Here is a 26,830-nt window from a genome sequence, read left to right as displayed (position 1 = left end):
GTGTGATGCTAAACGGCGGTTGGTAACGGCTCATCGTTTACTCCCCCTGCTGCTCCAGGGCGTACTTATACAACGCATTTTTCTTCACGCCGTGGATATCCGCGGCCAGCGCGGCGGCTTTCTTCAGCGGCAGCTCCGCCTGCAGCAGCGCCAGAGTACGCAGCGCGGCCGCCGGCAGCGCCTCTTCCTGAGCCTTGAAACCTTCGACGATCAGCACCATCTCGCCTTTGCGACGGTTTTCATCTTCCTTCACCCACGCCACCAGCTCACCAATCGGCGCGCCATGGATCGACTCCCAGGTTTTGGTCAGCTCACGAGCCAGCACCACATAGCGGGATTCTCCCAGTACCGCGCAGATATCCTCCAGACTCTCCACCAGACGGTGGGTCGACTCATAGAAAATAAGGGTGCGCGGCTCTTCTTCCAGCGCTTTCAGGGTATCGCGGCGGCCTTTCGATTTCGCCGGCAGGAAGCCTTCATAACAGAAACGGTCGGAAGGCAGGCCGGCGGCGCTCAGGGCGGCGATAGCCGCACAGGGGCCCGGCAGCGGCACCACGCGAATATTCGCTTCGCGGCAGGTGCGCACCAGATGGTAACCAGGATCGTTAATCAGCGGCGTGCCGGCATCGGAAACCAGCGCGATGTTTTGCCCTTCTTTCAGTTTGGCAAGCAGGGTTTCCGCCTTTTGCTGCTCATTATGGTCGTGAAGCGCAAACAAACGGGCGTTTATCGCAAAATGTTGCAGCAGCAAACCGGTATGACGGGTATCTTCCGCTGCAATTAAATCAACGGCTTGCAGCACTTCCAGTGCACGCTGCGTGATATCAGACAGATTTCCTATCGGAGTGGGCACAATATAGAGCTGCCCCTGAGAATTATCCGCTGATTCGTGTTGTTTCATTGTCTCGTCCGTATTGCCGATTTAATATTGAGCATTGAGCCAAAAAAATATCACTGGACACTTATGGTATCGTCAACATTTCTTCGTTCTAAGCCCGCGCGCTGCCTGCCCGTATTGCTGGCGACTCTTATTTTTGCTGGCTGCGGCACCCACACGCAGGATCAAAGCGCGGCGTTTATGCAGGGTACGTCGCAGGCCAACTCCAGTTTCTACTTACAGCAGATGCAGCAAAGCACGAATGATAGCAAGACCAACTGGCAATTACTCGCCATTCGTGCACTACTGCAGGAAGGGAAGAAGCAGCAGGCTATCGACCTGTTTAACCAGCTGCCGGCGAACCTGAACAGCACTCAGGCCCGTGAACAGTCGCTGCTGGCGGTGGAAGTGAAGCTGGCGCAGAACGATTATCAGGCCGCCCGTAATCTGCTGGCTAAGATCGATCCGACAAACCTTGAGCAGCCTCAGCAGGCGCGCTACTGGCAGGCGCAAATCGATGCCAGCCAGGGCAAACCATCGCTGACCCTGCTGCGCGCCTTAATCGCCCAGCAGCCGCTGCTGAGTGACGCCAAACAGCGTCAGAAAAATATTGATGCGACCTGGCAAGCGCTCACCTCGATGCCCCAGGACCAGGCCAATGCGCTGGTGATCAACGCCGATGAAAATATCCTCCAGGGCTGGCTGGATCTGCAGCGGATGTGGTTTGACAACCGCAACGATCCGACGCTACTGAAAGCGGGCGTTAAAGACTGGCAGACGCGCTATCCGCAAAACCCGGGCGCTAAAATGCTGCCGACGGCGCTTGTGAATATGCAAAACTATAAGCCTGCGTCCATCAACAAGATTGCGCTTTTTCTGCCGCTGAACGGTCAGGCGTCGATCTTCGGCCGCACTATCCAGCAGGGCTTTGAAGCCGCCAAAAACGGCGCGCCGTCGGTGACGGGCAGCGCGGTTCCCGCCCAGGTCGCCCAGGCGGCGAATGTCTCCGGTAATGATGATGTGGTGAGTCCGTCGCAGGCAGAAATCAGCGATCTTACCGCCGCCGGAAGCCGCGCGGATCCGGTTCAGGCCCCGACGCAGGACCAGGCAGCGCCTGCTGCGGAACCGGCAGCCCAGGCGCCGGCAACATCCGCCACGCCGCAGACTACCGCTTCCCCGGCCACCCAGCCGGTTACCGCGCCGGCCGCACAGCCGCAGCCCGTGGTCGCAACCGCCGCTAACCCTTCTGCGGAACTGAAAATTTACGACACCACCAGCCAGCCGATAAGCCAGCTGCTCGCCCAGGCGCAGCAGGATGGCGCCACCCTGGTGGTTGGGCCGTTGCTGAAAGAAAACGTTGAAGAGGTTATCAAGAGCAACACGCCGCTCAATGTGCTGGCCCTCAACCAGCCGGAAAAAGTCGAAAGCCGCGCTAACCTCTGCTATTTCGCGCTTTCTCCGGAAGACGAAGCGCGTGACGCCGCCCGACATATCCACCAACAGGGGAAACAGACCCCGCTGCTGCTGGTTCCGCGCGGCGCGCTGGGCGATCGTGTAGTTAGCGCTTTTGCCGACGAGTGGCTGAAGCTGGGCGGCGCCAGCGTCCTGCAGCAGCGTTTTGGATCCACGGCCGAGCTGCGCGCCGGCGTGAACGGCGGCGGGGGCATTGCGCTGAGCGGCACCCCGGTCTCCACCCTGCCATCAGCGCAGAACAGCATCCTCGGCAGTGCGGATGAGATGCCGGTAAGCAGCGGCGGCAGCGTCGATGCGGCCTATATCCTCGCCACCCCGGAACAGATTGCCTATATCAAACCGATGATCGCCATGCGCAACGGCAGCCAGAGCAATGTCACCCTGTACGCCAGCTCGCGCAGCGCCCAGGGCACCGCGGGGCCGGATTTCCGTCTGGAGATGGAAGGCTTGCAGTATAGTGAGATCCCAATGCTGGCCGGCAGCAATCCGTCGCTAATGCAGCAGGCGCTGTCTACGGTGCGTAATGACTACTCGCTGGCGCGTCTGTATGCCATGGGCGCTGACGCCTGGTCACTGGCAAATCACTTCACGCAAATGCGCCAGACGCCTGGCTTCGAGCTGAACGGCAATACCGGCGATCTGACGGCCAACCAGGATTGCGTGATTAACAGGAAACTGTCATGGCTCAAGTACCAGCAGGGAAAAATCGTTCCGGCCAGCTAAGCAAACAGACCGGCGATGCCTGGGAAAACCAGGCTCGCCGCTGGCTGGAAGGCCAGGGCCTGCGTTTTATCGCCGCCAATGCCCGCGAGCGTGGCGGCGAAATTGACCTTATCATGCGCGACGGCACGGTCACCGTTTTTATCGAAGTGCGCTACCGCCGTAGCGCCCGGTACGGTGATGCGGCAGCCAGCGTCACTCCGCAAAAACAACAACGACTGCTTAAAGCCGCCCGTTTGTGGCTCTGCCGACAGAATGGGAGCTTTGAGACTGTGGATTGCCGTTTCGATGTGGTAGCCTTCACCGGAAACGACATCCAATGGCTAAAAAACGCCTTTGGCGAATAGCGTAATACCAGAAGTAAGGGATCCCGTGCTCGACAGAATCAAAGCCTGCTTTACCGAAAGCATTCAAACCCAAATTGCCGCAGCGGAAGCACTCCCGGACGCCATCTCCCGGGCGGCGATGACGCTCGTCCAGTCCCTGCTTAACGGCAACAAAATCCTCTGTTGTGGTAATGGCACCTCCGCCGCCAACGCACAGCATTTTGCTGCCAGCATGATTAATCGCTTTGAAACGGAACGCCCTGGTTTACCTGCCATTGCACTAAATACCGATAATGTGGTCTTAACCGCCATCGCTAACGATCGCCTGCATGACGAGATCTACGCCAAGCAGGTGCGCGCCCTGGGACACGCCGGCGATGTGCTGCTGGCGATCTCTACGCGCGGAAACAGTCGGGACATCGTCAAGGCGGTGGAAGCCGCCGTGACCCGCGACATGACCATCGTCGCGTTAACCGGCTATGACGGCGGTGAGCTGGCGGGCCTGTTAGGTCAACAGGATGTCGAAATCCGCATCCCCTCCCATCGCAGCGCGCGTATCCAGGAGATGCACATGCTGACCGTCAACTGTCTGTGCGATTTGATAGATAACACTCTTTTTCCACACCAGGACGATTAAGGAGAACACATGAAGGCTCTCTCGCCCCTCGCCATCCTGCTTTCTGCACTACTGCTGCAGGGCTGCGTTGCCGCCGCGGTAGTCGGAACGGCAGCAGTCGGCACCAAAGCCGCAACGGACCCGCGTACGGTGGGAACCCAGGTCGATGACAGTACCCTGGAACTGCGCGTCAATAGCGCCTTGTCGAAAGATGAACAGATTAAGAAACAGGCCCGTATCAACGTCACCGCTTATCAGGGCAAAGTTCTGCTGACCGGCCAGTCGCCGACGCCGGACCTCTCCGCGCGCGCCAAGCAAATCGCCATGGGCGTGGAAGGAACCACGGAAGTGTTTAATGAAGTGCGCCAGGGCCAGCCGATTGGTTTAGGCACCGCCTCGTCTGATACCTGGATTACCACCAAGGTGCGTTCGCAGCTCCTGAGCACCGATCAGGTCAAATCCTCGAACGTGAAAGTAACCACGGAAAACAGCGAAGTCTTCCTGATGGGGCTGGTGACCGACCGCGAAGGCCGGGCGGCGGCGGATATTGCCAGTCGGGTAAGCGGCGTATCCCGGGTGACCACCGCCTTTACCTACATTAAATAAAGCTGCAGTTTCCCGGCTGGCGCTGCGCTTAGCCGGGCTACCGCCCCCTGTCCGTTGTGTGCCGGGTAAGGCGTAGCAGCCACCCGGCATCCAATCCGGCTATGCGTACGTTTACGGCAAACTACACCAGCGCCAGCGCACCGACAATCGCCCCGCACAGCGCCACCAGTCCGCCCGTCAGCCACAGCGCTTTGGCCGGGAAGGCTTTACGCAGCATAATCAGCGACGGCACGCTCACTGCCGGCAGTGTGATGAGCAGCGCCAGCGCGGGCGCCGTCCCCATACCCGCCAGCATCATTGTCTGCACAATCGGAATTTCCGCCGCGGTAGGGATCACAAACAGGCAGCCGGCGATCGCCATCGCGATAACCCAGAACAACGTATTATCCACCACGCCATCGGCGTGCGGGAACAGCCAGACGCGCGCCGCTCCCAGCACCAGCACCGCGAGGATATAAACCGGGATCGTGTTCCAGAACAGCGTCCACAGCGCCCGCAGCCAGCGGCTAAAGAAGCCGCCCTGAGTCGCTTCCGACGGTGCAGCAGGCACCGCTACCGGCTGCGTCGCCGCCTCTTTCACCCATTTCTGCACCAGCGTCGCCACAGTTAATACTGTCGCCAGACCCGCCACCAGGCGAACCAGCGCAAACTGCCAGCCCAGAACAAAGCCCATAAACACCAGCGTCGCCGGATTGAGTAGCGGGTTCCCCATCCAGAACGCCAGCGCCCCGCCCATCGACACCTGCTGTTTGCGCATCCCGGCCGCGACCGGCGCGGCGCAGCAGGTGCACATCATGCCGGGCAGCGAGAAAATCGCTCCCAGCAGCGTGCCCTGAAACCGCGATTGTCCCAGGGTGCGTAGCAGCCAGTCGCGCGGAATGAGTACCTGAATCAACGACCCGAGCAGCACGCCGAGCACCGCCGCTTTCCAGACGGCAAGGAAGTAAACCATCGCATAGTCCCACGCCGCCATCAGCGGGTTAGCGTCGGCCTGGGCGAGAATGGATTTACCGATACTGTGGGTTTCCGCAGCGGTGAAGGCTTTCCCGTAGTACGGCTGCCATTTGACGTACCACAGACCAACAATCACGACGAGAAAGAAAAGCGCGGGTTTCCACCATTGAAATGGTGACGCCGCCTGAGATGAAGACTGACCAGCCATAGCATTCCCCAGCAAGAAATGTGGATATGAATTGAAGCCGTGAATACTACGCCGGAAGCCTGCGTTTGCAAACCGCTATTCAGCCTGCCGCGCGGCGCGCTCCCGTAGTTCCGATGATGTCAGAATTCGCACCCCTTCGTGGGTGGGCGACAGCGCCTCCGCCAGCAGGGCGATCGCCACATCGCGGGCCGCAATGGATTTCCAGTTCCCCGGCAAGAGCCGGAACAATGGTGCGAGGAAGGTCTCATTGGCCCGCTTTTTTTCCCGCTCGCCTGACAGCATCGACGGCCTGGCGATGGTCAGCCGCGGCCAGTCTTGCTCAATCAGCGCCGCCTCCATTTCTCCCTTCACCCGATTGTAGAAAAACGGCGAGTGGGCGTTGGCGCCCATCGCGCTAACCACCAGCATATGTTGCGCACCCAGTCGTTTGCCGGTCAGCGCGGTATCAACCACCAGCGTGTAGTCAGCATGGACGAAGGCCTCTTTGCTCCCGGCCTCCCGGCGCGTCGTTCCCAGGCAACAGAAGACGATATCCACCGGGTCAACCACCTGCGCCAGGGCATCGGTCAGCTGGGGATCGTGAGGATTAAAGACACCTTCCGCCGGCGCCAGCGGGCGACGCGTCGGCGCGGCGATGGTGCTTATACGGGGCTCATTCTGCAGCAGCCGGAGTAAGTGACCGCCAACTAACCCGGTCGCGCCGGTTAATAATACCTGACTCATTGGTTCTCCTTTACAGAATTCTCCGCCTTGCACTTTCGGGCTCATGTTCCAGGCTTAATACCTTACAAGGTAAGTATCCACCATCATCATGGAATTACCTCATTGACCATCCAGACAGTGGAGGAAGCATGAGTAAAAAGATAGCCGTCCTCATTACCGACGACTTTGAAGATTCTGAATTTACCTCTCCCGCCGAAGCCTTTAAGCTCGCCGGGCATCAGGTCATCACGATCGAAAAGCAGGCTGGCAAAACGGTGAAGGGTAAGCAGGGAGAAGCCGAGGTCGCCATCGACAGAGCCATCGATGACGTCACACCGGGTGAATTTGATGCCTTATTGCTGCCCGGGGGCTACTCTCCCGACCAGCTGCGTGGTGATGAACGCTTCGTCACCTTTACCCGCGATTTTGTCAACGGCGGTAAGCCGGTGTTTGCCATCTGCCACGGCCCGCAGCTGCTGATCAGCGCCGATGTGATCCGCGGACGTAAGCTCACGGCGGTGAAACCGATTGTGGTGGATGTGAAAAACGCCGGGGGCGAGTTTTACGACCAGGAGGTGGTGGTCGATAACGAACAGCTGGTCACCAGCAGAACGCCGGACGATCTGCCGGCCTTCAATCGCGAAGCGCTACGCCTGCTCGGCGCCGGCATCACGCCGCCAGTGTAATTTCTTCCCGAAACCCAGCGTGTTGTCGGTAAATTTGATTTCGTCCGGACGAATCTCCCATACCGGCGCCGACAGCATGCGGGCCACCGGGAAGCGCTTGACGTAGCGCTGGCGCATTCGCGCCTCTTCGTCACCGCTCAGACGACGGATCTCGCCTTTGAACTGCACGCCGCGGATCAGAGCCACGGTTTTTGGCTGGCCGTTGACCGTGCCGGCCACCTTCGCCCTCTGTCCGGTCATCTGGCCATGGCGGGTGTGCTCCTCGCTGAGCAGATAAAAGGCCACGGTATCCGGGTCATAGACGTAAAAGGCATTCGCGCACCACAGCTCGTCTTCACGGGAGACGCACCAGGTGACGACGTGCTGTTTACTCAGCCAGCGACCAATGGCGGCAAGCGTATCCATCTTTCTTCTCCATTATGCTATGGTGCACACACCTTACCATAGTGACTTTGTGACCGTGTGCTGGTTTCTGTATCTCATTCGAACCGCGGATAATCGCCTTTATACCGGCATCACCACCGACGTGCCACGCCGCTTTCGCCAGCATCAGGCGGGAAAAGGCGCAAAGGCGTTGCGCGGCAAAGGCGACCTGCAGCTGGCCTTTAGCCACAAAGTTGGTGAACACTCACTTGCATTGCGACTGGAATATCGCGTCAAGCAGCTAACGAAGCGCGAAAAAGAGCGCCTCGTTGCCGGAGAGGATGCCTTCGAAACCCTGCTGGCAAGGCTTAAAGACGATTAAAGTGCTCGCTGTATTCTACCTGGCCATGGACGCCGTCGAGGGCGTCATCCGCCAGACGGTGAACCTGGAACGCCTCGGCGCTGTCCGGCCAGCGGCAGCGGAGATCGAAGCGCGCGGCCGATTCAAAGCCGAAGCGACGGTATAAATCCGGGTCGCCCAGCGTCACCACCGCGGCGTAGCCAAACTCATTCAGCGAGTCCAGCCCTTCATAAACCAGCTGCCGACCAATGCCCTGTCCGCGGTAGCGTTCATCTACCGCCAGCGGCGCCAGGCCGACCCACTGCAGCTCTTCACCTTCCACCGCCACCGGGCTGAAGGCAACGTAGCCGATCACCTGGCCTTCATCATCCGTCGCCACTACCCCCAGCGTGATCAGTCCATCTTCACGCAGATCGTGCACCAGCTGCGCTTCGGCATCGCGGCCGAAGGTACGACGCAGCAGCGCGTCGATTCCCGGTGCATCAATCCCAATCTCCACTCGAATCAGCATGCCTCACCTACCGATGTCTGTTCAGGTTTCTGCGGGCTCTTCAGTCCAGCTTCGACAAAATCCGCCAGTTGCAGCAACATCACGCGCAGCGCTTTTGGCATCTGCTCGAGCTCAATGGCGTCCATCAAATTTTTTACATACAGCCCCAGCTCCGTATCGCCTTCAATGACCAGACGACGCTGGAAGAATAGCGTATCCGGATCCTGCTTGCGCGCGGCGATCATTAACAGATCGCTGGCGTCGGCGCTGAAGCTGACGTCGGCGTCGGCCTGCTGGCTGACCACCAGTCGACCATCGACTACCGAGGTATACCACAGCAGACCGATGTCACGCACATGAATACTTAACCAACGCCCCTCAAGAAACTCCAGCTCCCCCTCCGCCAGCGCCTGGCGAAACTGCCAGCTCAGCACTTGCTCCAGCACCTGGCGCTTGAGGGCAAAAGGCGCCAGCTTAACCGGCACGCTCATTAAAGACGGGCCAAAGTGGACCAGCCGGGAACGCAGTTTATCCAACACAAGCTTTACTCCATGAATGCAATAGTTCCGCTATTGTGCCATATCACATAAACAACATAGCGGCGTAAATCAACAAAAACGCGATGACGGCCGCCAGTTATTGGCGCCGCCAATACACTTTTAACTGCCTCAAATCAAAAATTGTCACCAGAAGGTTAACTAAAATCCCTGCTCGTTAACCATTCAGCGTCCCTGACGGGCCGCATTTTTCAGGAAAAATTATGGAGCTGCTCTGCCCAGCCGGTAACCTTCCGGCGCTTAAGGCGGCCATCGAAAACGGCGCCGATGCCGTCTATATCGGGCTGAAAGATGACACCAACGCCCGCCACTTTGCCGGCCTTAATTTCACCGAAAAGAAACTGCAGGAAGCCGTCAGCTTTGTGCATCAGCACCGTCGTAAGCTGCATATCGCCATCAATACCTTCGCTCATCCCGACGGCTACGCCCGCTGGCAGCGAGCAGTGGATATGGCTGCTCAGCTGGGCGCCGATGCGCTCATTCTGGCCGATATCGCCATGCTGGAGTACGCTGCGGAGCGTTACCCACACATTGAGCGTCACGTTTCGGTGCAGGCTTCCGCCACCAATGAAGAGGCCATTCGCTTCTATCATCGCAACTTCGACGTCGCGCGCGTCGTACTGCCGCGCGTGTTGTCTATTCATCAGGTGAAACAGTTGGCCCGCGCTACGCCGGTGCCGTTGGAAGTCTTCGCCTTCGGCAGCCTGTGCATCATGGCGGAAGGCCGCTGCTATCTCTCTTCCTACCTGACCGGCGAATCGCCCAACACCGTCGGCGCCTGTTCGCCTGCCCGCTTCGTACGCTGGCAGCAAACGCCGCAGGGGCTGGAATCGCGTCTCAATGAAGTGCTGATTGACCGTTATCAGGATGGCGAAAATGCCGGTTATCCGACGCTGTGCAAAGGCCGCTACCTGGTTGATGGCGAGCGCTATCACGCGCTGGAGGAGCCCACCAGCCTCAACACCCTGGAACTGTTGCCGGAATTGATGGCCGCCAATATCGCCTCGGTGAAAATCGAAGGCCGTCAGCGCAGCCCGGCTTACGTGACCCAGGTGGCGAAAGTCTGGCGCCAGGCGATCGATCGCTGCCAAGCCGAACCGCAGAATTTCGTACCGCAGTCCGCCTGGATGGAGACCCTGGGCGCCATGTCCGAGGGGACACAAACTACCCTTGGCGCTTATCACCGTAAATGGCAGTGAGAAACATGAAATATTCATTAGGGCCGGTGCTGTACTACTGGCCAAAAGAGACGCTGGAAGATTTTTACCAGCAGGCGGCAAACTGCAGCGCCGACACCATTTATCTCGGCGAAGCGGTATGCAGCAAACGCCGCGCCACCAAAGTTGGCGACTGGATCGAAATGGCGAAAACGCTGGCCGCTAGCGGCAAGCAGGTGGTGCTCTCCACCCTCGCGCTGGTGCAGGCCTCTTCTGAACTGGGCGAGCTGAAACGCTATGTCGATAACGGCGAATTTCTGATTGAGGCCAGCGATTTGGGCGTGGTAAATCTCTGCGCCGAACGCAAGCTACCATTCGTCGCCGGGCATGCGCTGAACTGCTACAACGCCGTTACCCTGCGCCTGCTGCGGAAACAGGGCATGGTGCGCTGGTGCATGCCGGTGGAACTCTCCCGCGACTGGCTGGCTAATTTACTGACCCAGTGCGAAGAGCTGGGTATCCGCAACCAGTTTGAAGTCGAAGTGCTGAGCTACGGCCATCTGCCGCTGGCTTATTCCGCGCGCTGCTTTACCGCCCGCTCGGAAGACCGGCCAAAGGACGAGTGCGAAACCTGCTGCATCAAGTACCCAACCGGGCGCAGCATGCTGTCGCAGGAGAACCAGCAGGTGTTCGTGCTCAATGGTATTCAGACCATGAGCGGCTACGTCTATAACCTGGGCAATGAGCTGACCTCCATGCACGGCCTGGTGGATATGGTGCGCCTGTCGCCGATGGGCAACGAGACCTTCGCCATGCTCGAGGCCTTCCGCGCCAACGAAAACGGCGCTGCGCCGCTGGATCTCACCAGCAATAGCGATTGCAACGGCTACTGGAAACGATTGCCAGGACTGGTGCTTCAGGCCTGATAAACCGCTCACTTTGTTAACAACAGTGCTCAGATTTTAATGCATTATTAAAGATGCAGCTTTTCTGGCTGGCGCGTCCAGGATGCGCCAGGCTGGAAGAAGACCTTCAATCTGATGACGATGCTGTAGCAAAGTGAGCCTTTATGACTGACAAATCTGTTCCATTCTCGGTGCTCGATCTGGCGCCGATCCCGCAAGGATCTTCTGCCAAAGAAGCCTTTACCCACTCTCTGGATCTCGCCCGGCTGGCCGAATCGCGCGGCTATCATCGCTACTGGCTGGCGGAGCACCATAATATGGTCGGCATTGCCAGCGCAGCGACCTCGGTGCTGATTGGCTATCTCGCCGCCAACACCACCACCCTGCATCTCGGGTCCGGCGGCGTGATGCTGCCTAACCACTCTCCACTGGTGATAGCTGAGCAGTTCGGCACCCTGAACACCCTTTACCCCGGGCGGATCGACCTCGGCCTTGGCCGCGCGCCGGGCAGCGATCAGCCGACCATGCGCGCCCTGCGTCGCCATATGAGCGGCGATGTCGATAATTTCCCACGCGATGTAGCGGAACTGGTGGACTGGTTTGACGCCCGCGATCCGAACCCGCACGTGCGCCCGGTTCCCGGCTACGGGGAGCGCATTCCAGTATGGCTGCTGGGCTCAAGCCTCTATAGCGCGCAACTGGCGGCGCAGCTCGGCCTGCCGTTTGCCTTCGCCTCGCACTTCGCGCCGGATATGTTGTTCCAGGCCCTACATCTGTATCGCAGCAATTTCAAACCTTCGGCGCGGCTGGAAAAACCGTACGCGATGGTGTGTATCAATATCATCGCCGCCGACAGCAACCGCGATGCGGAGTTTCTCTTCACCTCCATGCAGCAGGCGTTTGTGAAGCTGCGTCGCGGCGAGACCGGGCAGTTGCCGCCGCCGGTGGAAAATATGCATCAGCTGTGGTCAGCGTCCGAGCAGTATGGTGTGCAGCAGGCACTGAGCATGTCGCTGGTCGGCGATAAAACTAAAGTCCGCCATGGGCTAGAGTCGATTCTGCGTGAAACCGAGGCGGACGAAATCATGGTCAATGGCCAGATCTTCGACCACCAGGCGCGTCTGCATTCTTTCGATTTAGCGATGCAGGTGAAAGAGGAGCTGTTGGGGTAGTGAGCTATGCGGCATTTTTGCCGCATTTCTTTTCCTCCGCTAAACCATTTTGTGATCGTCTTCATTCATATTTTCACATAATCCCCGCCTTATTACGTTGAGCGTAATTACATTACCTCTGGCGTAATTGCCCCCCTCTTTCAACGGTGTTAGTTTTCCTCTGTTTTATTTTTCAACCCTGAGTCTGGTAAAAGAGAATACTCATGAGCCAACCAACTGCCCGTGCTATGTGGATCGGCGAGTGCTTATTAAAAGCGCTGTTAATGGAGGTATCCGCCTGGCCTAAACCTGGCCTTGTTACACCTCATTCACAAGGGGCGCATAAAGATATGGATATCTGGTTATTTATTACCAGTTCATCGGCTATTGCCCCCTGTTTTAGCGCCTGCGCCCATGCAGGGGAAAATCATCAAGGATCGCCGTGGGAACTCTTTACAAAAATACGTGCCATTGGCATTCATTATGAAAATACGCTGCTGCGGGCAACACAGCAGGTTAATACCCAGCGCGGCATTCTTTTTTCCGGCACGGTTCTGGCGACAGCGGCAGGATGGCTTTCCGGGCGCGGAGAAACCCTCTCATATAACGCCTTAAGCCAGTGCGTCGCTGAACTCTGCCGCGATCTCTGCCGTAGGGATTTTGCCGCCCTGGCCGAACGCCCGGCGCAAACCCACGGTGAGAAATTGTATGTCGGATTCGGCATTACCGGCGTGCGCGGAGAGGCAGAGCAAGGTTTCCCACTAGTTTGCCAGATTGGCTTACCCGCGCTGCATCAGGCGCTGGACAACGGGCTGGCCTGGCGGGAAGCGCTTATTCATACGTTGCTCACCTTAATGGCCCATTGCGATGACACTACCGTGCTGTTTCGCGGCGGCCAGCAGGCGCTGGCGGAAATGAAGCAGTATGCCCGGCGTCTTGTGACGCAGGGCGGAATGTTTAACCCTGCGATCGAGCAGCAACTGGCTGATTTTAATTCATGGTGCATGGATAAGTGGGTCAGCCCTGGCGGTTCGGCCGATTTATTAGCGCTGTGTCTGGCGATGTATTTTCTTTGCCGCCAGCCGCAAGGAGATATGACATAAGGAAGAATATGAACATCTATTTTTATACTTTATTAACGTATGGCTTAACGATTGTAATTTCATTTGCGGTTGTCGGCATCATCGTTGGCGTCAACAAGATGATGAATAAGTTAAATATCACCGACGATTAATTTGCGAACTTTACTTTTGCCATCAGGAATATAGTTATGGATATCTTTGTTAAGCTCTTTTCGGGCATTGGCACTTTTTTTATTGAAGACCCGAAAATAGCCATTGCACGTTTTCTGTTAATTGTTCTCGGCTTTATATTGGCTTGGATGGGATTCCGCCGGAAGCTTGAACCGTTAATTATGGTGCCGATGGGCCTTGGTATGATTGCAGTTAACGCCGGGGTACTGTTTCTGGCAGGCGGACAAACCGGGACCTTAATTCTCGACCCGATGGTCAGCGAACCTAACGAGCTGGTAAACCTAATGCAGGTAAACTTCCTGCAGCCGGTCTATAATTTCACCTTTAGCAATGGCCTCATCGCCTGTATCGTTTTCTTCGGCATTGGCGCAATGAGCGACATCAGCTTTATTTTGCTCCGCCCCTGGGCCAGCATTGTTGTCGCTCTGTTCGCCGAGGCGGGAACCTTCGCCGCGCTGCTGCTGGGTATTGAAGTATTCGGCCTGCCCGCCAACGAAGCCGCGTCGATTGCCACTATCGGCGGCGCAGATGGGCCGATGGTGCTCTTTGCCTCCCTTATCCTGGCACCGAACCTGTTCGTCCCCATCGCCATTATCGCTTATCTCTACCTGAGCCTGACATATGCCGGTTATCCGTACCTGGTGCGTCTGCTGGTGCCGAAAAAATACCGTGGCATGGAAGTTGAAATTGACTACCCCACCGTATCGAAGAAAGCGAAATTCATCTTTACCGTCTGCGCCTGCCTGCTGTTGTGTCTGCTGCTGCCGGTCGCCGCGCCGCTGATCCTCTCGTTCTTCCTCGGCATCGCTATTAAAGAGGCGGAGATCGAACCGTTTCAGAAATTACTGGAATCCACGCTGACCTATACCGCAACGCTGTTTCTCGGCCTGCTGCTGGGCACGCTGTGTGAAGCGCAAACTATTCTCGACCCGAAAGTTGCCATCATCCTGATCCTTGGTATCGGCGCGCTGGCCATTTCCGCCGTCGGCGCTCTGCTGGGCGGCTGGTTTATCTGGTTTATCTCGAAGGGGCGTTATAACCCGGCTATCGGTATTGCGGGCGTCTCCTGCCTGCCGACGACGGCAAAAATCGCGCAGAAAGAGGTTAACCATGAGAACCCCTACGCCATCATCCTGCCGCTAGCGATGGGTGCGGGCGTGAGCGGTCTGATCGTCTCGGCTATCGCCACCGGGATCTTTATCTCCACGCTATTCCTGCTGAATTAATGGAGTCAACCCATGCTAAAAGAGCACAACTGGCATCAACTCAAGGACGATACGGCGCAGCGCCTGAATCAGCTGGCCCCGTATTTTCGTGACGGCAAAATTATCGACGCCAAAGATACTGTCGCCGCGCTGGAAGCCGTTATTCGAAGCTTCGATCGCGTCAATATCGAGGGTAATAACCAGAAACAGGCGGATTTTCTCTCCGAATGCCTGTGCCAGCTTGATCCGCAAAAGATCTCCGGCCTGCATATGGTGCAGTCATCCGTACCGTTGTCCAGCCATCTGGATTTGTTTGAAAAGGGCATCGCTGAAAAGCTCGATTTCGCCTATGCCGGGCCGCAGGATGGACGTCTGGCGAAGCTGATCCAGGACGGTAAGATCAAGCTCGGGGCCATCCACACCTATCTGGAGCTGTTCAGCCGCTACTTTGTCGACCTCACGCCGCGCGTGTCGCTAATCACCGCCTTTGAAGCGGATAAAGACGGCAATCTCTACACCGGCTTTAACACCGAAGATACTCCTGTTATTACCGAAGCCACCCACTTCCGCCAGGGAATTGTGATCGCGCAGGTCAACAAGATTGTCGATAAAGTGCCGCGCGTGGATATCCCCGGCGACTGGGTAAATGCGGTGATTGAAGCGCCGCGTCCGTTCTATGTCGAGCCGCTGTTTACCCGCGATCCGGGACTTATTACTGACACCCATGTGCTGATGGCAATGATGGCGCTGAAAGGTATCTATGCCGAATACGGCGTTGAGCGCATTAACCACGGTATTGGCTTCTTCACCGCCGCCATTGAGCTACTGCTACCCACCTACGGCGACGAGCTTGGGCTGAAAGGCAAAGTCTGTACCCATATGGTACTCAACCCGCATCCGACGCTGATCCCGGCGATCGAAAGCGGCTGGATCCAGTCGGTGCACTGCTTCGGCGGCGAACTGGGCATGGAAAAATATGTCGCCGAACGCCCGGATATCTTTTATATCGGCCAGGACGGCACGCTACGCTCCAACCGCGCCTTCGCCCAGGCTGCGGGTCACTACGCGCTGGACATGTTTATCGGCGGCACTTTGCAGATCGATAAGTACGGAAACAGTAGCACCGCCACCGCCAGCCGCGTTTCGGGCTTTGGCGGCGCGCCGAATATGGGCTGCGACGCCAAAGGCCGCCGTCATGCAACGCAATCCTGGCTGAAATGCGGCGAAGAGTTTAACGCCACCCAAAAGCAGCTAATTGGCGATATGCCGCGCGGCAAACGTCTGGTGGTGCAGATGCAGGAAACCTTCCGCGAGAAGCGCCAGCCCGCTTTCGTCGACAAGCTGGACGCCTGGGAACTGGCGGAAAAAGCCAACCTCGCCCTGCCGCCGGTGATGGTCTACGCCGATGACGTCACCCACGTACTGACCGAAGAGGGCATCGCCTATCTGCACCGCTGCGAAGGGCTGGAACAGCGCATGGCGGCCATTCGCGCCGTGGCGGGCTACACCGGAATTGGCCTTGCCGCCGATCCGGAACAGACCGCACAGCTGCGGGAGGCAGGCATTGTCAAAACGCCGGAAGATTTAGGCATTGACCGTCGCCGTGCCAACCGTCAGATGCTGGCGGCGAAAAGCATTCGCGATCTGGTTGACTGGTCTGGCGGACTCTATAACCCGCCCACTCGATTCCGTAACTGGTAGGGGAAAAGGACATGGCTCTACATCAAATATCACATCATTTCAGCGGCACCCACGAAAGAGCATCTCTGCAGCAAACCGTGCACTGCGGCGTTGTTGGCTCCGGCGATCTGGAGATCCTGCTGGAGCCGAAAGCGCTGGCGGGCGGGATTGAAGTCAGCATCTGCACGCCGGTGACCGGTTTCGATCATATCTGGGAAATCGTACTGAAACGATTTCTGGACAGCGGCCCCCTGGGCAACATGCAGGTCAGCATCAATGACAACAACGCCACGCCTGCGGTCGTCGCGTTAAGAATTCAGCAAGCGTTACAGCAGGCTATGCCGGGAGAAACCCATCATGAATGATCTGCGTTTTCTGGAAGCCAGCGCCCGCGTTCGCGCCAGCTCGCTGGTGGATAAAGGCACCTTTACTGAACTGATCGGCCCGGCGGACAAACGAACCAGCCCGCACCTGCCCGTGCTGAATGAAGCGGTGGAGTTTGACGACGGCATCGTTACCGGCATCGGCCTGCTCGGCCAGCACCCGGCCATTGTCATCTCCCAGGAAGGACGCTTTATCGGCGGTGCGGTGGGCGAGGTGGGCGGCGCAAAAATGGTCGGCGCGCTGATGCTGGCGGACGAACTGGCGGCGCAGACCACCGACCCGGCCCGCCGCCCGATCGTTCTCATCTCCTTTGAAACCGGCGGCGTGCGCCTGCATGAGGCTAACGCCGGGCTACTGGCCCACGCCGAGTGTATGGACATGCTGCAAACCCTGCGCGGTCGCGTCCCGGTCGTGGCGATGATCGGCAGCAAGATCGGCTGCTTTGGCGGGATGGGTTTTGTCGCCGCCGCCACCGACATCATCGTGATGAGTGAATCGGGCCGCCTGGGGCTGACCGGGCCGGAGGTCATCGAACAGGAGATGGGCCGCAGCGAGTTTGACGCCTCGGACCGCGCGCTGGTGTTCCGCACCACCGGCGGTAAGCATAAGTACATCGTCGGAGACTGTAACTACCTGATTGCCGACTCGCTAACGGCTTTCCACCAGCAGGCCGCGCTGATTGCCGACCTGCCCTGGCCGCAGATTGAAGCCATGCGCCGCATCGGCAGCGAAGCGAAAGTACGCGCCCAGATGGCGCTCACGAAAAAAATCAGCGAGTCAGAGCCATCAGATGCACGGGATGTCTGGGCTATGGCAGGCAATACCGCGCCCCAGTCGCTGGTGGATATGGATCTCGAGACGTTCCTGAGCAACGTTAAACGCCTGCCGGTGGAGGAAGCATAATGGAAAATTTACTCGGCCAGGGCCGCGCCGCTATCGATCTGCTTGTTGACGAAAATAGCTTCGAAGAGAACGCGTTGGCGGATCTCAAGCTGCCTTATGAAGATTATGGACCGGGAGCCGTCGTCGGCAGCGCCCGCATTAACGGTGAAATCTGCACCGTTATTGCTAACGACGCCATGACCTTTAACCCGCGTTTTCCGGTGGTGTACGCCGGAGTTATCGGGCTGGAAGAGGGATATAAAATGGCGCTGGCGGTGTATCGCACGCTGGCGATGGATAAAGACAAGCCCGTCGGCGAGAAACGTCCGCTGGTGCTGATTGTTGACACTCCCGGCAACGGACCGGGCAAACTGGAAGAGATAATTGGTATGAATAAAGCGACCGGTGCCTATCAACTGGCGCTGGCTGAGGCGCGCCATGCCGGGCATCCGATTATCGCGATGGTCATCGGCCGCGCCATTAGCGGCGCGTTCCTCTGCCACGGTTTGCAAGCCGACCATATCCTGAGCCTGACATCGGAATTTGGCACCATGATCCACGTAATGCCGCTGAGCAGCATCGCGCGCATTACCCGCCAGGACGTGGAGCGTCTGAGCGAGCTTTCCCGCACTAATCCGGTCTTCGCGGCCGGACCGGAGTTCTTCTGGCAACTGGGCGGGGTGGAAGAACTGATCAAGGCGATCCCGGAGATGAAAGAGGCGATCGTTCGCCATATCGCAGAGGTGCGCCAACAGAAACAAGCGGCTGGCGTGACGTCGACAGGCCCGCAGGGACGTGGGAGCGCAGGCGAAGATCGCGGCGGCAGAAAAATGCGCAATGTGATTCTGGCGCAGATGCGCGAGGAGTATCGGGCGGTCGCGGCGCGTTACTTGCCGGCCTGATTCAGGAGTGCGCGCGATGAACGATCCCATTGCAATGTTCGAATGGCTGGTTGACGCCCAGCAGGGTATCCCCACGTTAGCGGAAATGCCGCGCCGTACGCTTAGCGATAAAGGTATCGCTGGCCCCACGGCGGCTCACGTTATCGAGGAGATTCACACGCCGTTAAATCTTGCGCTGGTTACCTTTACCACCGGCAGTAGCGCATTTCAGAACATCGTCGGCGTAACGCAGAACGAACTGCTGTTGCGTTCCGCGGCGGGTAAGCGTGTGCTGGCGGAATGCGGCGTAACCGCTGGGCAGCATATGGTGGTGACCTACGCGCCGCTGGTGAATGTGTTCACGCGTCAGGCGCTGGATGAGAGTGGTCTGCACTGGTCGTTTTTATCCCGCTCATGCCGGGACGCGCTGCTCATTGCCCTGTGTCGCCAGCAGCCGGATGTGGTGGTGGGAGAGTCCTCATTTTTACGCGCCACGCTGGAACAGGCGCTAAAGATGAACCTGCAGGCGTATTTACCAAAAACGCTGATGCTGATTACCGCAGGCACCCCCCTTGATGAAGCGCTGGTTCCGCTGTGCGCTTCACTGGGATATGGGCTGCATGATGTCTACGGTTGCCAGGAGTTCGGTTGGCTGATCCTGGACGGCCTTCCGCTGCGGGAAGATATCTCGCTGGTCGCCGCGCCGCAGGGCGGTGACTGGCGGGAAGTTATCGTCGGCGGCCTGCCAACCGGCGACAGCTTTCCCGTGGCAACGAACGGCCACCTGTGTAATTTGCAGGGCAAAATCCAGACCTGGAAGCGTCGGCGCACCACGCCGGAATATGACATGGTGGTGATGGCGACTACCGCCCATCACCGGGAAATTGTGGAGCGGACGGCACGGACGATTTTACGTATCAAGGGGCGAGTTTGCCGGGTCAGTACGCAGCTACAAACCCAAGCCAGCGCCACCCATATCCGCCTCTACCCCGTTACTGTTCCAGGGGAGGAAGCGGCAAAAGCCGCGCCGGTCGATATTTTCGGTCCGCAGGCCACCTCGCAGTTTGACGCCCTGCTTGCAGCACAGCGGGATTTACAGCAACAAGCGAAAAACGATCCGGCATGGAGCAAACAGCGATGAGCGCCCTGCAACGCCATACTTTGTGCTGGCTGGAGAGCGCTGAACTGCGGCTGATTGCGAGGCAGTTGAACGGCGCGTTTAGTGCCCTACCCGCCTCATTGCGGGAAGAGTCGCGGGACTATCTGCTTTCCGGATATCTCCCCGGCATCGTGCGCAGGGGCATCCGTGATGAAGCGAGTATTTCCCTGGGCTTTTGCTTTCCGCAGCGCTGGCAAGGGCAGCGTCTACGGCTGGCGACGGTTGCTTCATTACAGGCCGTCACGCGCGTGTCAACACCGGAACAAACGGCCATCCTGCCTGCCGTCAACCGTACCAGCGCGATACGCGCCTTTAGCGCCCTGCGTCAGGCGTGGCGTGGGCCGGAAACCGGGCTTGGCGTGTGGGGGTCGGTGGCGCTGGAGATGACGACGCCCTGGCTATGGACGGACAGTCGCTCCGATTTAGATATTCGCATAACGCCCTGGCACGAAATGGCGTTAAGCGATTGTTACTCTGTTCTGACAGATATTGCCCAGCAATATTCAGTACGTATTGATGGAGAAATTAATTTACCAAACGGTTTTTCTATCAATATCAAAGAGTGGTTTAGCAGGAGTCTGACCCTGCTGGCTAGAGGTGAGACCGATGTCGAATTAATGACGCGACAAGACGTCGACGGGTTAATAAAACATCTTTCAATGATATATATTAAAGGAAATTAATATGTCTGAAGTTAAATCAAAAGTACCGGGTGTGGTCGATGAAGTTAAAGCCGCCGTAGGCGACAAAATTGAAAAAGGCCAGCCGATTGTTATTCTTGAAGCCATGAAAATGAAAATGCCTGTCGCCTCACCGGAGGCTGGCGTATTAAAGTCATTGGAGGTGAACGCAGGCGATCGCGTAAACCCAGGCATGGTCTTATTCGAAATTGCCGCTGAGTAGAACGTCACGTTTTTAATACTAAATAAATAGTGCGGCATTCCTTTGTGATATAACCATTATGCCTCAGTCATATCAGCGATAAACATTTCGCTGATATGACAGGCAGGGTGTGTACGAATAAATTTACTGTTGACTGTCCGCATCATAAAAACATACTGTGCTAAAAGCCCTTGTCTTACTTTATTGTCATTTCCCGGTTCGGGTAGTCTCTTATGCTTTTAGTGTGGTTATAGAAAGAGAAACATCATGATTATTTACGGATTGATGTTAATGGGATTGTGCATGTTCGCCGGGTTAATTGTCGGCGATCTTTTGGGTTTGCTGCTTGGAATTTCCGCCAATATCGGCGGCGTCGGCTTTGCCATGCTGTTTTTAGTCGTTATTTCCCAGAAGTTGACGGAAAAGGGGCTGTTGTCTAAACCCGCCGAACAGGGGGTTGGATTCTGGAATGCGATGTATATCCCTATTGTTGTCGCCATGTCCGCGAACCAGAACGTTGTGGCCGCGCTCAAAGGAGGCCCGGTGGCGCTTATTGCAGGCCTTGGCGCAGTCGTGATTGGTTTTCTGCTGATTAAACCACTGAGCAAAATCGGCAGCAAAAGCACGATGACACGTTCAGCAGACTAACCGGTGGAGAGCATAAAGAATGGAACAACTTACAAAGATTCTTACCAGTAACTTCACCAGCAATGCCCTGATCACCGCTTTTGTGGTGGTTGGCATTGTCTGCTGGGTCGCGGCTTGGATCTCGACCCACGTCTTTCGCGGTAAAATTCACAGTTCGGCGATCGCCATTGCCGCAGGCCTGCTGCTGGCCTGGCTCGGCGGCGAACTCACCGGCGGCAAAAAAGGGCTTTCCGACATCACGCTTTTTAGCGGTATTGCGCTGATGGGCGGCGGCATGTTCCGTGATTTTGCCATTATCGCCACCGCCTTTGGCGTGAAGCTTGACGAGCTGAAAAAAGCGGGCCTCGCGGGCGCGCTGGCGCTGGTCGTCTCCACCGTGCTCTCCTTTTACCTGGGAGCGATTGTCGCCTGGGCCTTCGGCTATACCGATGCGGTCAGCATGGCGACTATCGGCGGCGGCGCGGTGACCTTTATCGTCGGCCCGGTTACCGGTGCGGCGCTTGGCGCAAGTTCCGATGTTATCGCGCTCAGTATCGCTGCCGGGGTGATTAAATCTATCGCCATCATGATTGTCACGCCGCTGGTGGCGAAAGCCGCCGGACTGAACTCTCCCGCTGCAGCCATTGTATATGGCGGGCTGATGGGATCTACTAGCGGCGTGGCGGCAGGGCTGGCGGCGACTGACCCGAAACTTGTACCTTATGGCGCAATGACAGCCACCTTCTATACCGGCCTGGGCTGCCTGTTGGCGCCGTCTGCGCTCTATATCTCTTTAGCCCCGTTCTTTTAACCGCATGCGCCTGTTGTTTTATGCAACAGGCGCCAGGGAGACTTATGTATTCATTTCAACGTATGAAGCCCGGGCAAATCGCGATACAGGCCTCACTGTGCACCCAGGAGGAAGAGGAGGTTTTCCGGCAAAAGCTACTGGGTGATAAACCCGAACACCGAATCGGCTTTGCGTTTATCAGCGGCACCTCTGACGAACTGCGAAACAAGCTGCAGCGCTGCGTCATCGGATGTGCGTTGAAGAATCAGATCATCACTAGGCAGGAGTCGGCCATTTTCACCTTATGCTCACTTAGCCGCCAGGCTCTGACCCACGCGTTAACCAACACCATCACCGGCGATCATATCCGTCTGAAAATCGCCTTAGTTAGTACCTCCCGATGGCTCGCCGTCGCCATGTACGGCGAAGCTCAGGTTTATCAGCGGATTACTCAGGAAATCATGGGACTTTGTCTACATCGTTATCCTCCCGCATAAGCTGCCTGGCATACATACGGCATTCTGCGAGAAGAGATAGCAGTCCAGGATGATTTTCCTGACTACGGGGAAAAACGAGCGAAATTTCTTGTTCCATGCGATAGGCTTCCTGCAAAGGTAGCAGGCGTATCCCACTCCGAAAAAGCCCGCGCATGCGTCCGGGTATGAGAGTGTACCCCACTCCAGCATTAACCATGCTCATTAACGAAAAAATATCGTGTACCCGAACCGCAATATCCGGCTCAAAGCCAGCGATACGGAAGGCCTGCTGAAAACCTCTCCAGGTTGCGAACCCTTCACTCAAGGCAATAAATTTTTTACTCTGTAAACGAGAGAGATCAACGGGGGTTTGTAGCGTATCCGCATCCTGTACAGGAACCGCTAAATAAATCGAATCCGAAAATATCGTCCAGGTTTCAAATAAATTTGAATTATACTCATCGGGCGTAGAGATTAATGCCGCATCGATATTGCCTTCATTTAGCGCTTCTAATAATTTCTTATTAGAGTTCATGATAAACTCAATTGAAAGCTCAGGGCGCCGCTTCTTCAATCCCTGTACTATCTGCGGTGCCGTTTTTAATACTAGTGAATAGAGTAGGCCTAAGCGTAATGCAGGAGAATGGTATCCTGAAGCCTCACGCGTCAGATAAATACAGCGTTCCATTGCATTGATCACCTCGCGGGCCTGCTTTTGCATTACCCATGCGCCGGGGAGGGGATGTAAATTCCGGCCATTGTGTGTGAAAAGATCGCAGCGTAAATTATCCTCCAAAGAATGCAAGGCACGATGTACGCTAACCGGAGAAATATGCATGATTTCTGCCGTCTTAGAAATATTCATGGTATCCATATATCCCAGAAAAATCTCCAGTTTGCGCAAAGTTATGTCCTGCTCAGGCATATAAACATTCCCTTATTTAAAATAACCTTTATCTGATAATAAGAGAATGTATGCATATATATATTGAGCCAGATCGGTAATTCTGGCTCAGATAAAATAAAACTTACTGATAAACCGGCAGCAGATTGACGCTCGACAGGATATGTACAACCGCATTGCCGAGGCCAAAGAGCAGGATCAGCACAATCATTGGCGTTCCGCCCCAAACGCGGAACTGTGGGCTGCCGAAGCGTTTGCGTGAGGCGTGAGCCAGCAGCGCCGGTACAATCGCCGCCCAGATCGTCGCCGCCAGGCCAGCATAGCCGATGGCGTAGAGGAAACCATCGGGTTTGACCAGTCCGCCAATCATCGGCGGGATAAAGGTCAGCAGCGCGGTTTTAAAGCGTCCCATCGCGCTATCGTCAAAGCCAAACAGATCCGCCAGGTAGTCGAACAGCCCCAGCGTCACGCCGAGGAACGAACTGGCGACAGCAAAGTTCGAGAACACCACCAGCAGCAGATCCAGACTCCGACTATTCAGCACGCCGCTCAACGCCTGCACCAGCACATCAATGTTGCCGCCCTTCTGCGCAATGTCGATAAACTGCGGACGAGGGATGTTACCCATCGTCACCAGCAGCCAAACGACATACAGACCCAGCGCCAGCAGCGTACCGTAGGTTAAGCAGCGGATGATGGTGCGCGGATCTTTTCCGTAGTATTTCATCAGGCTCGGCACGTTGCCGTGATAGCCAAACGAGGCCAGGCAGAACGGGAGCGTCATCAGCAGGTATGGCGCATAGGAGGCATTCTTCTCCGCAACGTTAAATAGCGTCGTCGGCTCGACGTGCCCGAGCAGGCTACCGAAGGTCAGGAAGAAGGTGATCACCTTAGCGCCCAGTACGATAGCCGTCATGCGGCTCACCGCTTTGGTGCTCATCCAGACGATAAACGCCACCAGCAGCGCAAAGCCGAAGCCCGCCGCGCGCGCCGGCACCTTCAGCGACAGTTCACTGAAGGTGTGGTGGAGGATCGAACCGCTCGCCGAAATATAGGCGTAGGTCAGGATATAGAGCACAAAGGCGATTGATACACCGTTCACCAGGTTCCAGCCCTTGCCGAGCAGGTCTTTGGTAATGGTGTCGAAGCTGGAGCCGATGCGGTAGTTAAGATTGGCCTCGAGGATCATCAAACCGGAGTGCAGCATGCAGAACCAGGTGAAGACCAGCGCCGCCAGCGACCAGAAAAACCACGCGCCGGACATCACCACCGGCAGCGAGAACATGCCCGCGCCGATAATCGTGCCGCCGATAATCACCACGCCGCCAAACAGAGACGGACGGGTTGCCGTAGTGGTTAGTGTCGCCATTTACCGAATTCTCCAGTCGAAAATACTTCGCTCACGTTGAGCATGACGCACTGTACCAGTACACGAGTACAAAGGGAATAAAAAAAGCCCCAATCATGACGATCGGGGCTGTATTATTTAGTTTACGCTAGCGGGCGGCGTTGATTACGCATCGCCACCGAAGCGACGGCGACCGGCTGAGTCATCGCGGCGCGGCGCGGATGCATCGTCACGACGTGGCGCACGGCCTTCACGACGTTCGCCGCTGAAACGACGTCCTTCACGACGTTCGCCACCGAAGCCACGGCCGCCTTCACGACGCTCGCCGCCGAAGCCACGGCCGCCTTCGCGACGCTCACCGCCGCCACGACGTTCGGTGCGCGGCTGCGCATCGCCCAGCAGCTGCATGTTCATCGGCTTGTTCAGGATACGGGTACGAGTAAAGTGCTGCAGCACTTCGCCCGGCATCCCTTTCGGCAGCTCAATGGTGGAGTGAGAAGCGAACAGCTTGATGTTACCGATGTAACGGCTGCTGATATCGCCTTCATTGGCGATCGCGCCAACGATATGACGCACTTCAACGCCGTCATCGCGACCCACTTCAATGCGATACAGCTCCATGTCACCCACGTCACGACGCTCACGCTTCGGACGATCTTCGCGATCGCCGCGCGGGCCGCGATCATTACGGTCGCCACGACGGTCGAAACGATCGTCACGATCGCGGAATTCACGACGTGGACGCATCGGCGCGTCCGGCGGAACGATCAGCGAACGTTCGCCCTGAGCCATCTTCAGCAGCGCAGCAGCCAGCGTTTCCACGTCCAGCTCTTCACCTTCCGCCGTCGGCTGGATTTTCGCCAGCAGTGCACGGTACTGATCCAGATCGCTGCTTTCCAGCTGCTGCTGAACTTTCGCGGCGAATTTTTCCAGACGACGCTTGCTCAGCAGCTCCGCGTTAGGCAGTTCCACTTCAGGAATGGTCAGCTTCATGGTGCGTTCGATGTTGCGCAGCAGACGACGCTCGCGGTTCTCAACGAACAGCAGCGCGCGGCCAGCACGACCGGCACGACCAGTACGGCCGATACGGTGAACGTAGGATTCAGAATCCATTGGGATGTCGTAGTTCACCACCAGGCTGATACGCTCAACGTCCAGGCCACGGGCCGCAACGTCAGTCGCAATCAGGATATCCAGACGACCATCTTTCAGGCGTTCCAGAGTCTGCTCACGCAGCGCCTGGTTCATGTCGCCGTTCAGCGCCGCGCTGTTGTAGCCATTACGCTCCAGCGCTTCAGCTACTTCCAGGGTCGCGTTTTTGGTACGGACGAAGATAATCGCCGCATCAAAGTCTTCCGCTTCCAGGAAACGCACCAGCGCTTCGTTTTTACGCATGCCGTAGGCAGTCCAGTAGCTCTGGCTGATATCCGGGCGAGTCGTCACGCTGGACTGAATGCGCACTTCCTGCGGCTCTTTCATAAAGCGACGGGTAATGCGACGGATAGCTTCCGGCATGGTGGCGGAGAACAGCGCGGTCTGATGCCCTTCCGGGATCTGCGCCATAATGGTTTCTACGTCTTCGATAAAGCCCATGCGCAGCATTTCATCTGCTTCATCCAGTACCAGGCCGCTCAGTTTGGAGAGGTCCAGGGTGCCGCGCTTCAGGTGGTCCAGCAGACGACCCGGGGTACCGACGACGATCTGCGGACCCTGACGCAGGGCGCGCAGCTGCACGTCATAACGCTGGCCGCCGTACAGGGCAACCACGTTCACGCCGCGCATATGTTTAGAGAATTCCGTCATTGCTTCAGCAACCTGTACCGCCAGCTCGCGGGTCGGCGCCAGCACCAGAATCTGCGGTGCTCTCAGCTCAGGATCGATGTTGTTCAGCAGCGGTAAAGAGAATGCTGCGGTTTTACCGCTACCGGTCTGGGCCATACCCAGAACGTCGCGGCCGTCCAGCAGATGCGGAATGCACTCAGCCTGGATCGGAGATGGTTTTTCGTAACCCAGATCGGTGAGCGCTTCAAGGATAGGAGCCTTCAGGCCCAGATCTGCAAAAGTGGTTTCGAATTCAGCCATGTAGTACGTGTGCCTCAAAATTAATGGCGGCCAGTCTACATAACTCATCGTGAAAATTTACGGTAATTTTCATTGAAAAGTGTGAACCGGCTCAAAGTAGGTGTATTAACGAACAACAACGCCCT

Annotated in this window: 31 protein-coding genes; 21 read left to right on the top strand and 10 right to left on the bottom strand. The window is 57.0% G+C overall.

The window, feature by feature from the left end:
- Positions 1-37: 37 nt before the first annotated feature.
- Positions 38-901, bottom strand: coding sequence for a 16S rRNA (cytidine(1402)-2'-O)-methyltransferase (gene rsmI / locus KHQ26_RS14080; protein ID WP_020803708.1), 864 nt, complete (start codon positions 899-901; stop codon positions 38-40).
- Between the two features lie 63 nt (positions 902-964).
- Here rsmI and KHQ26_RS14075 point away from each other — a divergent pair, with 63 nt between their 5' ends.
- The 4 genes from KHQ26_RS14075 to dolP are packed head-to-tail and all read left to right on the top strand — an operon-like array spanning position 965 to position 4,618.
- Positions 965-3,073, top strand: coding sequence for a penicillin-binding protein activator (locus KHQ26_RS14075; protein WP_020803689.1), 2,109 nt, complete (start codon positions 965-967; stop codon positions 3,071-3,073).
- Positions 3,031-3,417, top strand: coding sequence for a YraN family protein (locus tag KHQ26_RS14070; RefSeq protein WP_002918206.1), 387 nt, complete (start codon positions 3,031-3,033; stop codon positions 3,415-3,417). The genes KHQ26_RS14075 and KHQ26_RS14070 overlap by 43 nt, the downstream gene beginning before the upstream one ends.
- Positions 3,418-3,442: 25 nt before the next feature.
- Positions 3,443-4,033 (top strand): DnaA initiator-associating protein DiaA, encoded by a 591-nt coding sequence (diaA, locus tag KHQ26_RS14065; RefSeq protein WP_002918211.1) that lies wholly within the window; start codon positions 3,443-3,445, stop codon positions 4,031-4,033.
- A 9-nt stretch (positions 4,034-4,042) separates the two neighbouring features.
- Positions 4,043-4,618, top strand: coding sequence for a division/outer membrane stress-associated lipid-binding lipoprotein (gene dolP / locus KHQ26_RS14060; protein ID WP_002918214.1), 576 nt, complete (start codon positions 4,043-4,045; stop codon positions 4,616-4,618).
- 121 nt (positions 4,619-4,739) lie between these two features.
- Here the strand turns inward: dolP and KHQ26_RS14055 are convergent, their stop codons facing one another.
- Both KHQ26_RS14055 and KHQ26_RS14050 read right to left on the bottom strand, forming a co-directional pair.
- Positions 4,740-5,780: a permease gene (locus KHQ26_RS14055; RefSeq protein ID WP_004188467.1), complete on the bottom strand. Its 1,041-nt coding sequence runs from the start codon at positions 5,778-5,780 to the stop codon at positions 4,740-4,742.
- 75 nt (positions 5,781-5,855) lie between these two features.
- On the bottom strand, positions 5,856-6,503 hold the full coding sequence (locus KHQ26_RS14050; protein ID WP_002918218.1) for an NAD(P)H-binding protein: 648 nt from the start codon (positions 6,501-6,503) through the stop codon (positions 5,856-5,858).
- A 128-nt stretch (positions 6,504-6,631) separates the two neighbouring features.
- Here KHQ26_RS14050 and KHQ26_RS14045 point away from each other — a divergent pair, with 128 nt between their 5' ends.
- Complete coding sequence (locus KHQ26_RS14045; protein WP_002918221.1) at positions 6,632-7,168, top strand: type 1 glutamine amidotransferase domain-containing protein; 537 nt, start codon at positions 6,632-6,634, stop codon at positions 7,166-7,168.
- Here the strand turns inward: KHQ26_RS14045 and KHQ26_RS14040 are convergent.
- The gene (locus tag KHQ26_RS14040) at positions 7,130-7,573 is read right to left on the bottom strand and encodes a YhbP family protein (protein WP_002918223.1); all 444 of its coding nucleotides are present in this window, start codon (positions 7,571-7,573) and stop codon (positions 7,130-7,132) included. The two genes, KHQ26_RS14045 and KHQ26_RS14040, sit on opposite strands and share 39 nt — an antisense overlap.
- A 49-nt stretch (positions 7,574-7,622) precedes the next feature.
- On the opposite strand from KHQ26_RS14040, the gene KHQ26_RS14035 reads away from it, so the two are divergent.
- The gene (locus tag KHQ26_RS14035; RefSeq protein WP_032409544.1) at positions 7,623-7,913 is read left to right on the top strand and encodes a GIY-YIG nuclease family protein; all 291 of its coding nucleotides are present in this window, start codon (positions 7,623-7,625) and stop codon (positions 7,911-7,913) included.
- Here KHQ26_RS14035 and KHQ26_RS14030 read toward each other — a convergent pair.
- Together KHQ26_RS14030 and ubiT are read right to left on the bottom strand one after the other, a co-directional pair.
- On the bottom strand, positions 7,900-8,403 hold the full coding sequence (locus KHQ26_RS14030; RefSeq protein WP_004174193.1) for a GNAT family N-acetyltransferase: 504 nt from the start codon (positions 8,401-8,403) through the stop codon (positions 7,900-7,902). The genes KHQ26_RS14035 and KHQ26_RS14030 overlap by 14 nt on opposite strands.
- Positions 8,397-8,921, bottom strand: a complete 525-nt coding sequence (ubiT, locus tag KHQ26_RS14025; RefSeq protein WP_002918231.1) for a ubiquinone anaerobic biosynthesis accessory factor UbiT — start codon at positions 8,919-8,921, stop codon at positions 8,397-8,399. The genes KHQ26_RS14030 and ubiT overlap by 7 nt, the downstream gene beginning before the upstream one ends.
- 221 nt (positions 8,922-9,142) lie before the next feature.
- Here ubiT and ubiU point away from each other — a divergent pair, with 221 nt between their 5' ends.
- From ubiU to KHQ26_RS13950, 15 genes are all read left to right on the top strand, one after another.
- Entirely contained in the window at positions 9,143-10,138 is a 996-nt protein-coding gene (gene ubiU / locus KHQ26_RS14020; protein ID WP_020803704.1) for a ubiquinone anaerobic biosynthesis protein UbiU, read from the top strand.
- 5 nt (positions 10,139-10,143) lie between these two features.
- Positions 10,144-11,022 (top strand): U32 family peptidase, encoded by an 879-nt coding sequence (locus KHQ26_RS14015; protein WP_002918233.1) that lies wholly within the window; start codon positions 10,144-10,146, stop codon positions 11,020-11,022.
- 143 nt (positions 11,023-11,165) lie between these two features.
- Positions 11,166-12,173 (top strand): luciferase-like monooxygenase, encoded by a 1,008-nt coding sequence (locus tag KHQ26_RS14010; protein WP_002918234.1) that lies wholly within the window; start codon positions 11,166-11,168, stop codon positions 12,171-12,173.
- A 203-nt stretch (positions 12,174-12,376) separates the two neighbouring features.
- Complete coding sequence (gene citG / locus KHQ26_RS14005; RefSeq protein WP_004174187.1) at positions 12,377-13,255, top strand: triphosphoribosyl-dephospho-CoA synthase CitG; 879 nt, start codon at positions 12,377-12,379, stop codon at positions 13,253-13,255.
- A gap of 167 nt (positions 13,256-13,422) precedes the next feature.
- Positions 13,423-14,631: a Na+-transporting malonate decarboxylase, carboxybiotin decarboxylase subunit gene (gene madB / locus KHQ26_RS14000; RefSeq protein ID WP_004174184.1), complete on the top strand. Its 1,209-nt coding sequence runs from the start codon at positions 13,423-13,425 to the stop codon at positions 14,629-14,631.
- 12 nt (positions 14,632-14,643) lie between these two features.
- A complete protein-coding gene (gene mdcA, locus KHQ26_RS13995; RefSeq protein ID WP_019725230.1) occupies positions 14,644-16,311 on the top strand; it encodes a malonate decarboxylase subunit alpha in 1,668 nt (555 codons plus the stop codon).
- Between the two features lie 11 nt (positions 16,312-16,322).
- A complete protein-coding gene (gene mdcC, locus KHQ26_RS13990) occupies positions 16,323-16,655 on the top strand; it encodes a malonate decarboxylase acyl carrier protein (RefSeq protein ID WP_004174180.1) in 333 nt (110 codons plus the stop codon).
- Complete coding sequence (locus KHQ26_RS13985) at positions 16,648-17,577, top strand: biotin-independent malonate decarboxylase subunit beta (RefSeq protein ID WP_019725231.1); 930 nt, start codon at positions 16,648-16,650, stop codon at positions 17,575-17,577. Before mdcC ends, KHQ26_RS13985 begins: the two co-directional genes overlap by 8 nt.
- A complete protein-coding gene (mdcE, locus tag KHQ26_RS13980) occupies positions 17,577-18,458 on the top strand; it encodes a biotin-independent malonate decarboxylase subunit gamma (RefSeq protein WP_004174178.1) in 882 nt (293 codons plus the stop codon). Before KHQ26_RS13985 ends, mdcE begins: the two co-directional genes overlap by 1 nt.
- A 16-nt stretch (positions 18,459-18,474) precedes the next feature.
- Complete coding sequence (locus KHQ26_RS13975; protein ID WP_211777896.1) at positions 18,475-19,578, top strand: acyl carrier protein; 1,104 nt, start codon at positions 18,475-18,477, stop codon at positions 19,576-19,578.
- Positions 19,575-20,279: a malonate decarboxylase holo-[acyl-carrier-protein] synthase gene (mdcG, locus tag KHQ26_RS13970; protein ID WP_211777895.1), complete on the top strand. Its 705-nt coding sequence runs from the start codon at positions 19,575-19,577 to the stop codon at positions 20,277-20,279. The genes KHQ26_RS13975 and mdcG overlap by 4 nt, the downstream gene beginning before the upstream one ends.
- Before the next feature lies 1 nt (position 20,280).
- On the top strand, positions 20,281-20,499 hold the full coding sequence (locus KHQ26_RS13965) for an acetyl-CoA carboxylase biotin carboxyl carrier protein subunit (protein ID WP_020804368.1): 219 nt from the start codon (positions 20,281-20,283) through the stop codon (positions 20,497-20,499).
- Between the two features lie 246 nt (positions 20,500-20,745).
- Positions 20,746-21,126: a malonate transporter subunit MadL gene (gene madL / locus KHQ26_RS13960; RefSeq protein ID WP_004174157.1), complete on the top strand. Its 381-nt coding sequence runs from the start codon at positions 20,746-20,748 to the stop codon at positions 21,124-21,126.
- Between the two features lie 19 nt (positions 21,127-21,145).
- Positions 21,146-21,916: a malonate transporter subunit MadM gene (madM, locus tag KHQ26_RS13955; protein ID WP_020804360.1), complete on the top strand. Its 771-nt coding sequence runs from the start codon at positions 21,146-21,148 to the stop codon at positions 21,914-21,916.
- A 44-nt stretch (positions 21,917-21,960) separates the two neighbouring features.
- Entirely contained in the window at positions 21,961-22,392 is a 432-nt protein-coding gene (locus tag KHQ26_RS13950; RefSeq protein WP_004174155.1) for a HutP family protein, read from the top strand.
- Here the strand turns inward: KHQ26_RS13950 and KHQ26_RS13945 are convergent.
- The 4 genes from KHQ26_RS13945 to yrbN form a co-directional block, all read right to left on the bottom strand.
- Entirely contained in the window at positions 22,355-23,296 is a 942-nt protein-coding gene (locus KHQ26_RS13945) for a LysR family transcriptional regulator (RefSeq protein WP_020804359.1), read from the bottom strand. The genes KHQ26_RS13950 and KHQ26_RS13945 overlap by 38 nt on opposite strands.
- Before the next feature lie 103 nt (positions 23,297-23,399).
- Positions 23,400-24,644 carry a tryptophan permease gene (gene mtr / locus KHQ26_RS13940; RefSeq protein ID WP_002918235.1) on the bottom strand — a complete coding sequence of 415 codons (1,245 nt, stop codon included), beginning with the start codon at positions 24,642-24,644 and terminating at the stop codon, positions 23,400-23,402.
- A gap of 144 nt (positions 24,645-24,788) precedes the next feature.
- Positions 24,789-26,705: a DEAD/DEAH family ATP-dependent RNA helicase gene (locus tag KHQ26_RS13935; protein WP_016529474.1), complete on the bottom strand. Its 1,917-nt coding sequence runs from the start codon at positions 26,703-26,705 to the stop codon at positions 24,789-24,791.
- The gene (gene yrbN / locus KHQ26_RS13930) at positions 26,698-26,778 is read right to left on the bottom strand and encodes a protein YrbN (protein ID WP_085903200.1); all 81 of its coding nucleotides are present in this window, start codon (positions 26,776-26,778) and stop codon (positions 26,698-26,700) included. The genes KHQ26_RS13935 and yrbN overlap by 8 nt, the downstream gene beginning before the upstream one ends.
- Positions 26,779-26,830: the final 52 nt, after the last annotated feature.

The sequence above is a fragment of the Klebsiella sp. 10 genome, assembly GCF_018223925.1.
Taxonomy (GTDB): Bacteria; Pseudomonadota; Gammaproteobacteria; order Enterobacterales; family Enterobacteriaceae; genus Klebsiella; species Klebsiella pneumoniae.
The sequence above is the reverse complement of the archived record's forward strand: the minus strand, read 5'-3'. Positions and strand labels throughout refer to the sequence as shown.

Bases quoted from the DNA above. Each gene is read 5' to 3' on its own strand.
- KHQ26_RS14055 (WP_004188467.1), bottom strand. From the start codon at position 5,780: ATGGCTGGTCAGTCTTCATCTCAGGCGGCGTCACCATTTCAATGGTGG.
- KHQ26_RS13965 (WP_020804368.1), top strand. From the start codon at position 20,281: ATGTCTGAAGTTAAATCAAAAGTACCGGGTGTGGTCGATGAAGTTAAA.
- KHQ26_RS14075 (WP_020803689.1), top strand. From the start codon at position 965: ATGGTATCGTCAACATTTCTTCGTTCTAAGCCCGCGCGCTGCCTGCCC.
- KHQ26_RS13945 (WP_020804359.1), bottom strand. From the start codon at position 23,296: ATGCCTGAGCAGGACATAACTTTGCGCAAACTGGAGATTTTTCTGGGA.
- yrbN (WP_085903200.1), bottom strand. From the start codon at position 26,778: ATGAAAATTACCGTAAATTTTCACGATGAGTTATGTAGACTGGCCGCC.
- KHQ26_RS13975 (WP_211777896.1), top strand. From the start codon at position 18,475: ATGAACGATCCCATTGCAATGTTCGAATGGCTGGTTGACGCCCAGCAG.
- KHQ26_RS14010 (WP_002918234.1), top strand. From the start codon at position 11,166: ATGACTGACAAATCTGTTCCATTCTCGGTGCTCGATCTGGCGCCGATC.
- KHQ26_RS14015 (WP_002918233.1), top strand. From the start codon at position 10,144: ATGAAATATTCATTAGGGCCGGTGCTGTACTACTGGCCAAAAGAGACG.
- KHQ26_RS14030 (WP_004174193.1), bottom strand. From the start codon at position 8,403: ATGCTGATTCGAGTGGAGATTGGGATTGATGCACCGGGAATCGACGCG.
- KHQ26_RS13935 (WP_016529474.1), bottom strand. From the start codon at position 26,705: ATGGCTGAATTCGAAACCACTTTTGCAGATCTGGGCCTGAAGGCTCCT.
- mdcE (WP_004174178.1), top strand. From the start codon at position 17,577: ATGGAAAATTTACTCGGCCAGGGCCGCGCCGCTATCGATCTGCTTGTT.
- KHQ26_RS13950 (WP_004174155.1), top strand. From the start codon at position 21,961: ATGTATTCATTTCAACGTATGAAGCCCGGGCAAATCGCGATACAGGCC.
- madB (WP_004174184.1), top strand. From the start codon at position 13,423: ATGGATATCTTTGTTAAGCTCTTTTCGGGCATTGGCACTTTTTTTATT.
- madM (WP_020804360.1), top strand. From the start codon at position 21,146: ATGGAACAACTTACAAAGATTCTTACCAGTAACTTCACCAGCAATGCC.
- KHQ26_RS13985 (WP_019725231.1), top strand. From the start codon at position 16,648: ATGAATGATCTGCGTTTTCTGGAAGCCAGCGCCCGCGTTCGCGCCAGC.
- madL (WP_004174157.1), top strand. From the start codon at position 20,746: ATGATTATTTACGGATTGATGTTAATGGGATTGTGCATGTTCGCCGGG.
- mdcA (WP_019725230.1), top strand. From the start codon at position 14,644: ATGCTAAAAGAGCACAACTGGCATCAACTCAAGGACGATACGGCGCAG.
- rsmI (WP_020803708.1), bottom strand. From the start codon at position 901: ATGAAACAACACGAATCAGCGGATAATTCTCAGGGGCAGCTCTATATT.
- KHQ26_RS14070 (WP_002918206.1), top strand. From the start codon at position 3,031: ATGGCTCAAGTACCAGCAGGGAAAAATCGTTCCGGCCAGCTAAGCAAA.
- ubiU (WP_020803704.1), top strand. From the start codon at position 9,143: ATGGAGCTGCTCTGCCCAGCCGGTAACCTTCCGGCGCTTAAGGCGGCC.
- KHQ26_RS14050 (WP_002918218.1), bottom strand. From the start codon at position 6,503: ATGAGTCAGGTATTATTAACCGGCGCGACCGGGTTAGTTGGCGGTCAC.
- citG (WP_004174187.1), top strand. From the start codon at position 12,377: ATGAGCCAACCAACTGCCCGTGCTATGTGGATCGGCGAGTGCTTATTA.
- mdcC (WP_004174180.1), top strand. From the start codon at position 16,323: ATGGCTCTACATCAAATATCACATCATTTCAGCGGCACCCACGAAAGA.
- dolP (WP_002918214.1), top strand. From the start codon at position 4,043: ATGAAGGCTCTCTCGCCCCTCGCCATCCTGCTTTCTGCACTACTGCTG.
- mdcG (WP_211777895.1), top strand. From the start codon at position 19,575: ATGAGCGCCCTGCAACGCCATACTTTGTGCTGGCTGGAGAGCGCTGAA.
- KHQ26_RS14045 (WP_002918221.1), top strand. From the start codon at position 6,632: ATGAGTAAAAAGATAGCCGTCCTCATTACCGACGACTTTGAAGATTCT.
- mtr (WP_002918235.1), bottom strand. From the start codon at position 24,644: ATGGCGACACTAACCACTACGGCAACCCGTCCGTCTCTGTTTGGCGGC.
- KHQ26_RS14040 (WP_002918223.1), bottom strand. From the start codon at position 7,573: ATGGATACGCTTGCCGCCATTGGTCGCTGGCTGAGTAAACAGCACGTC.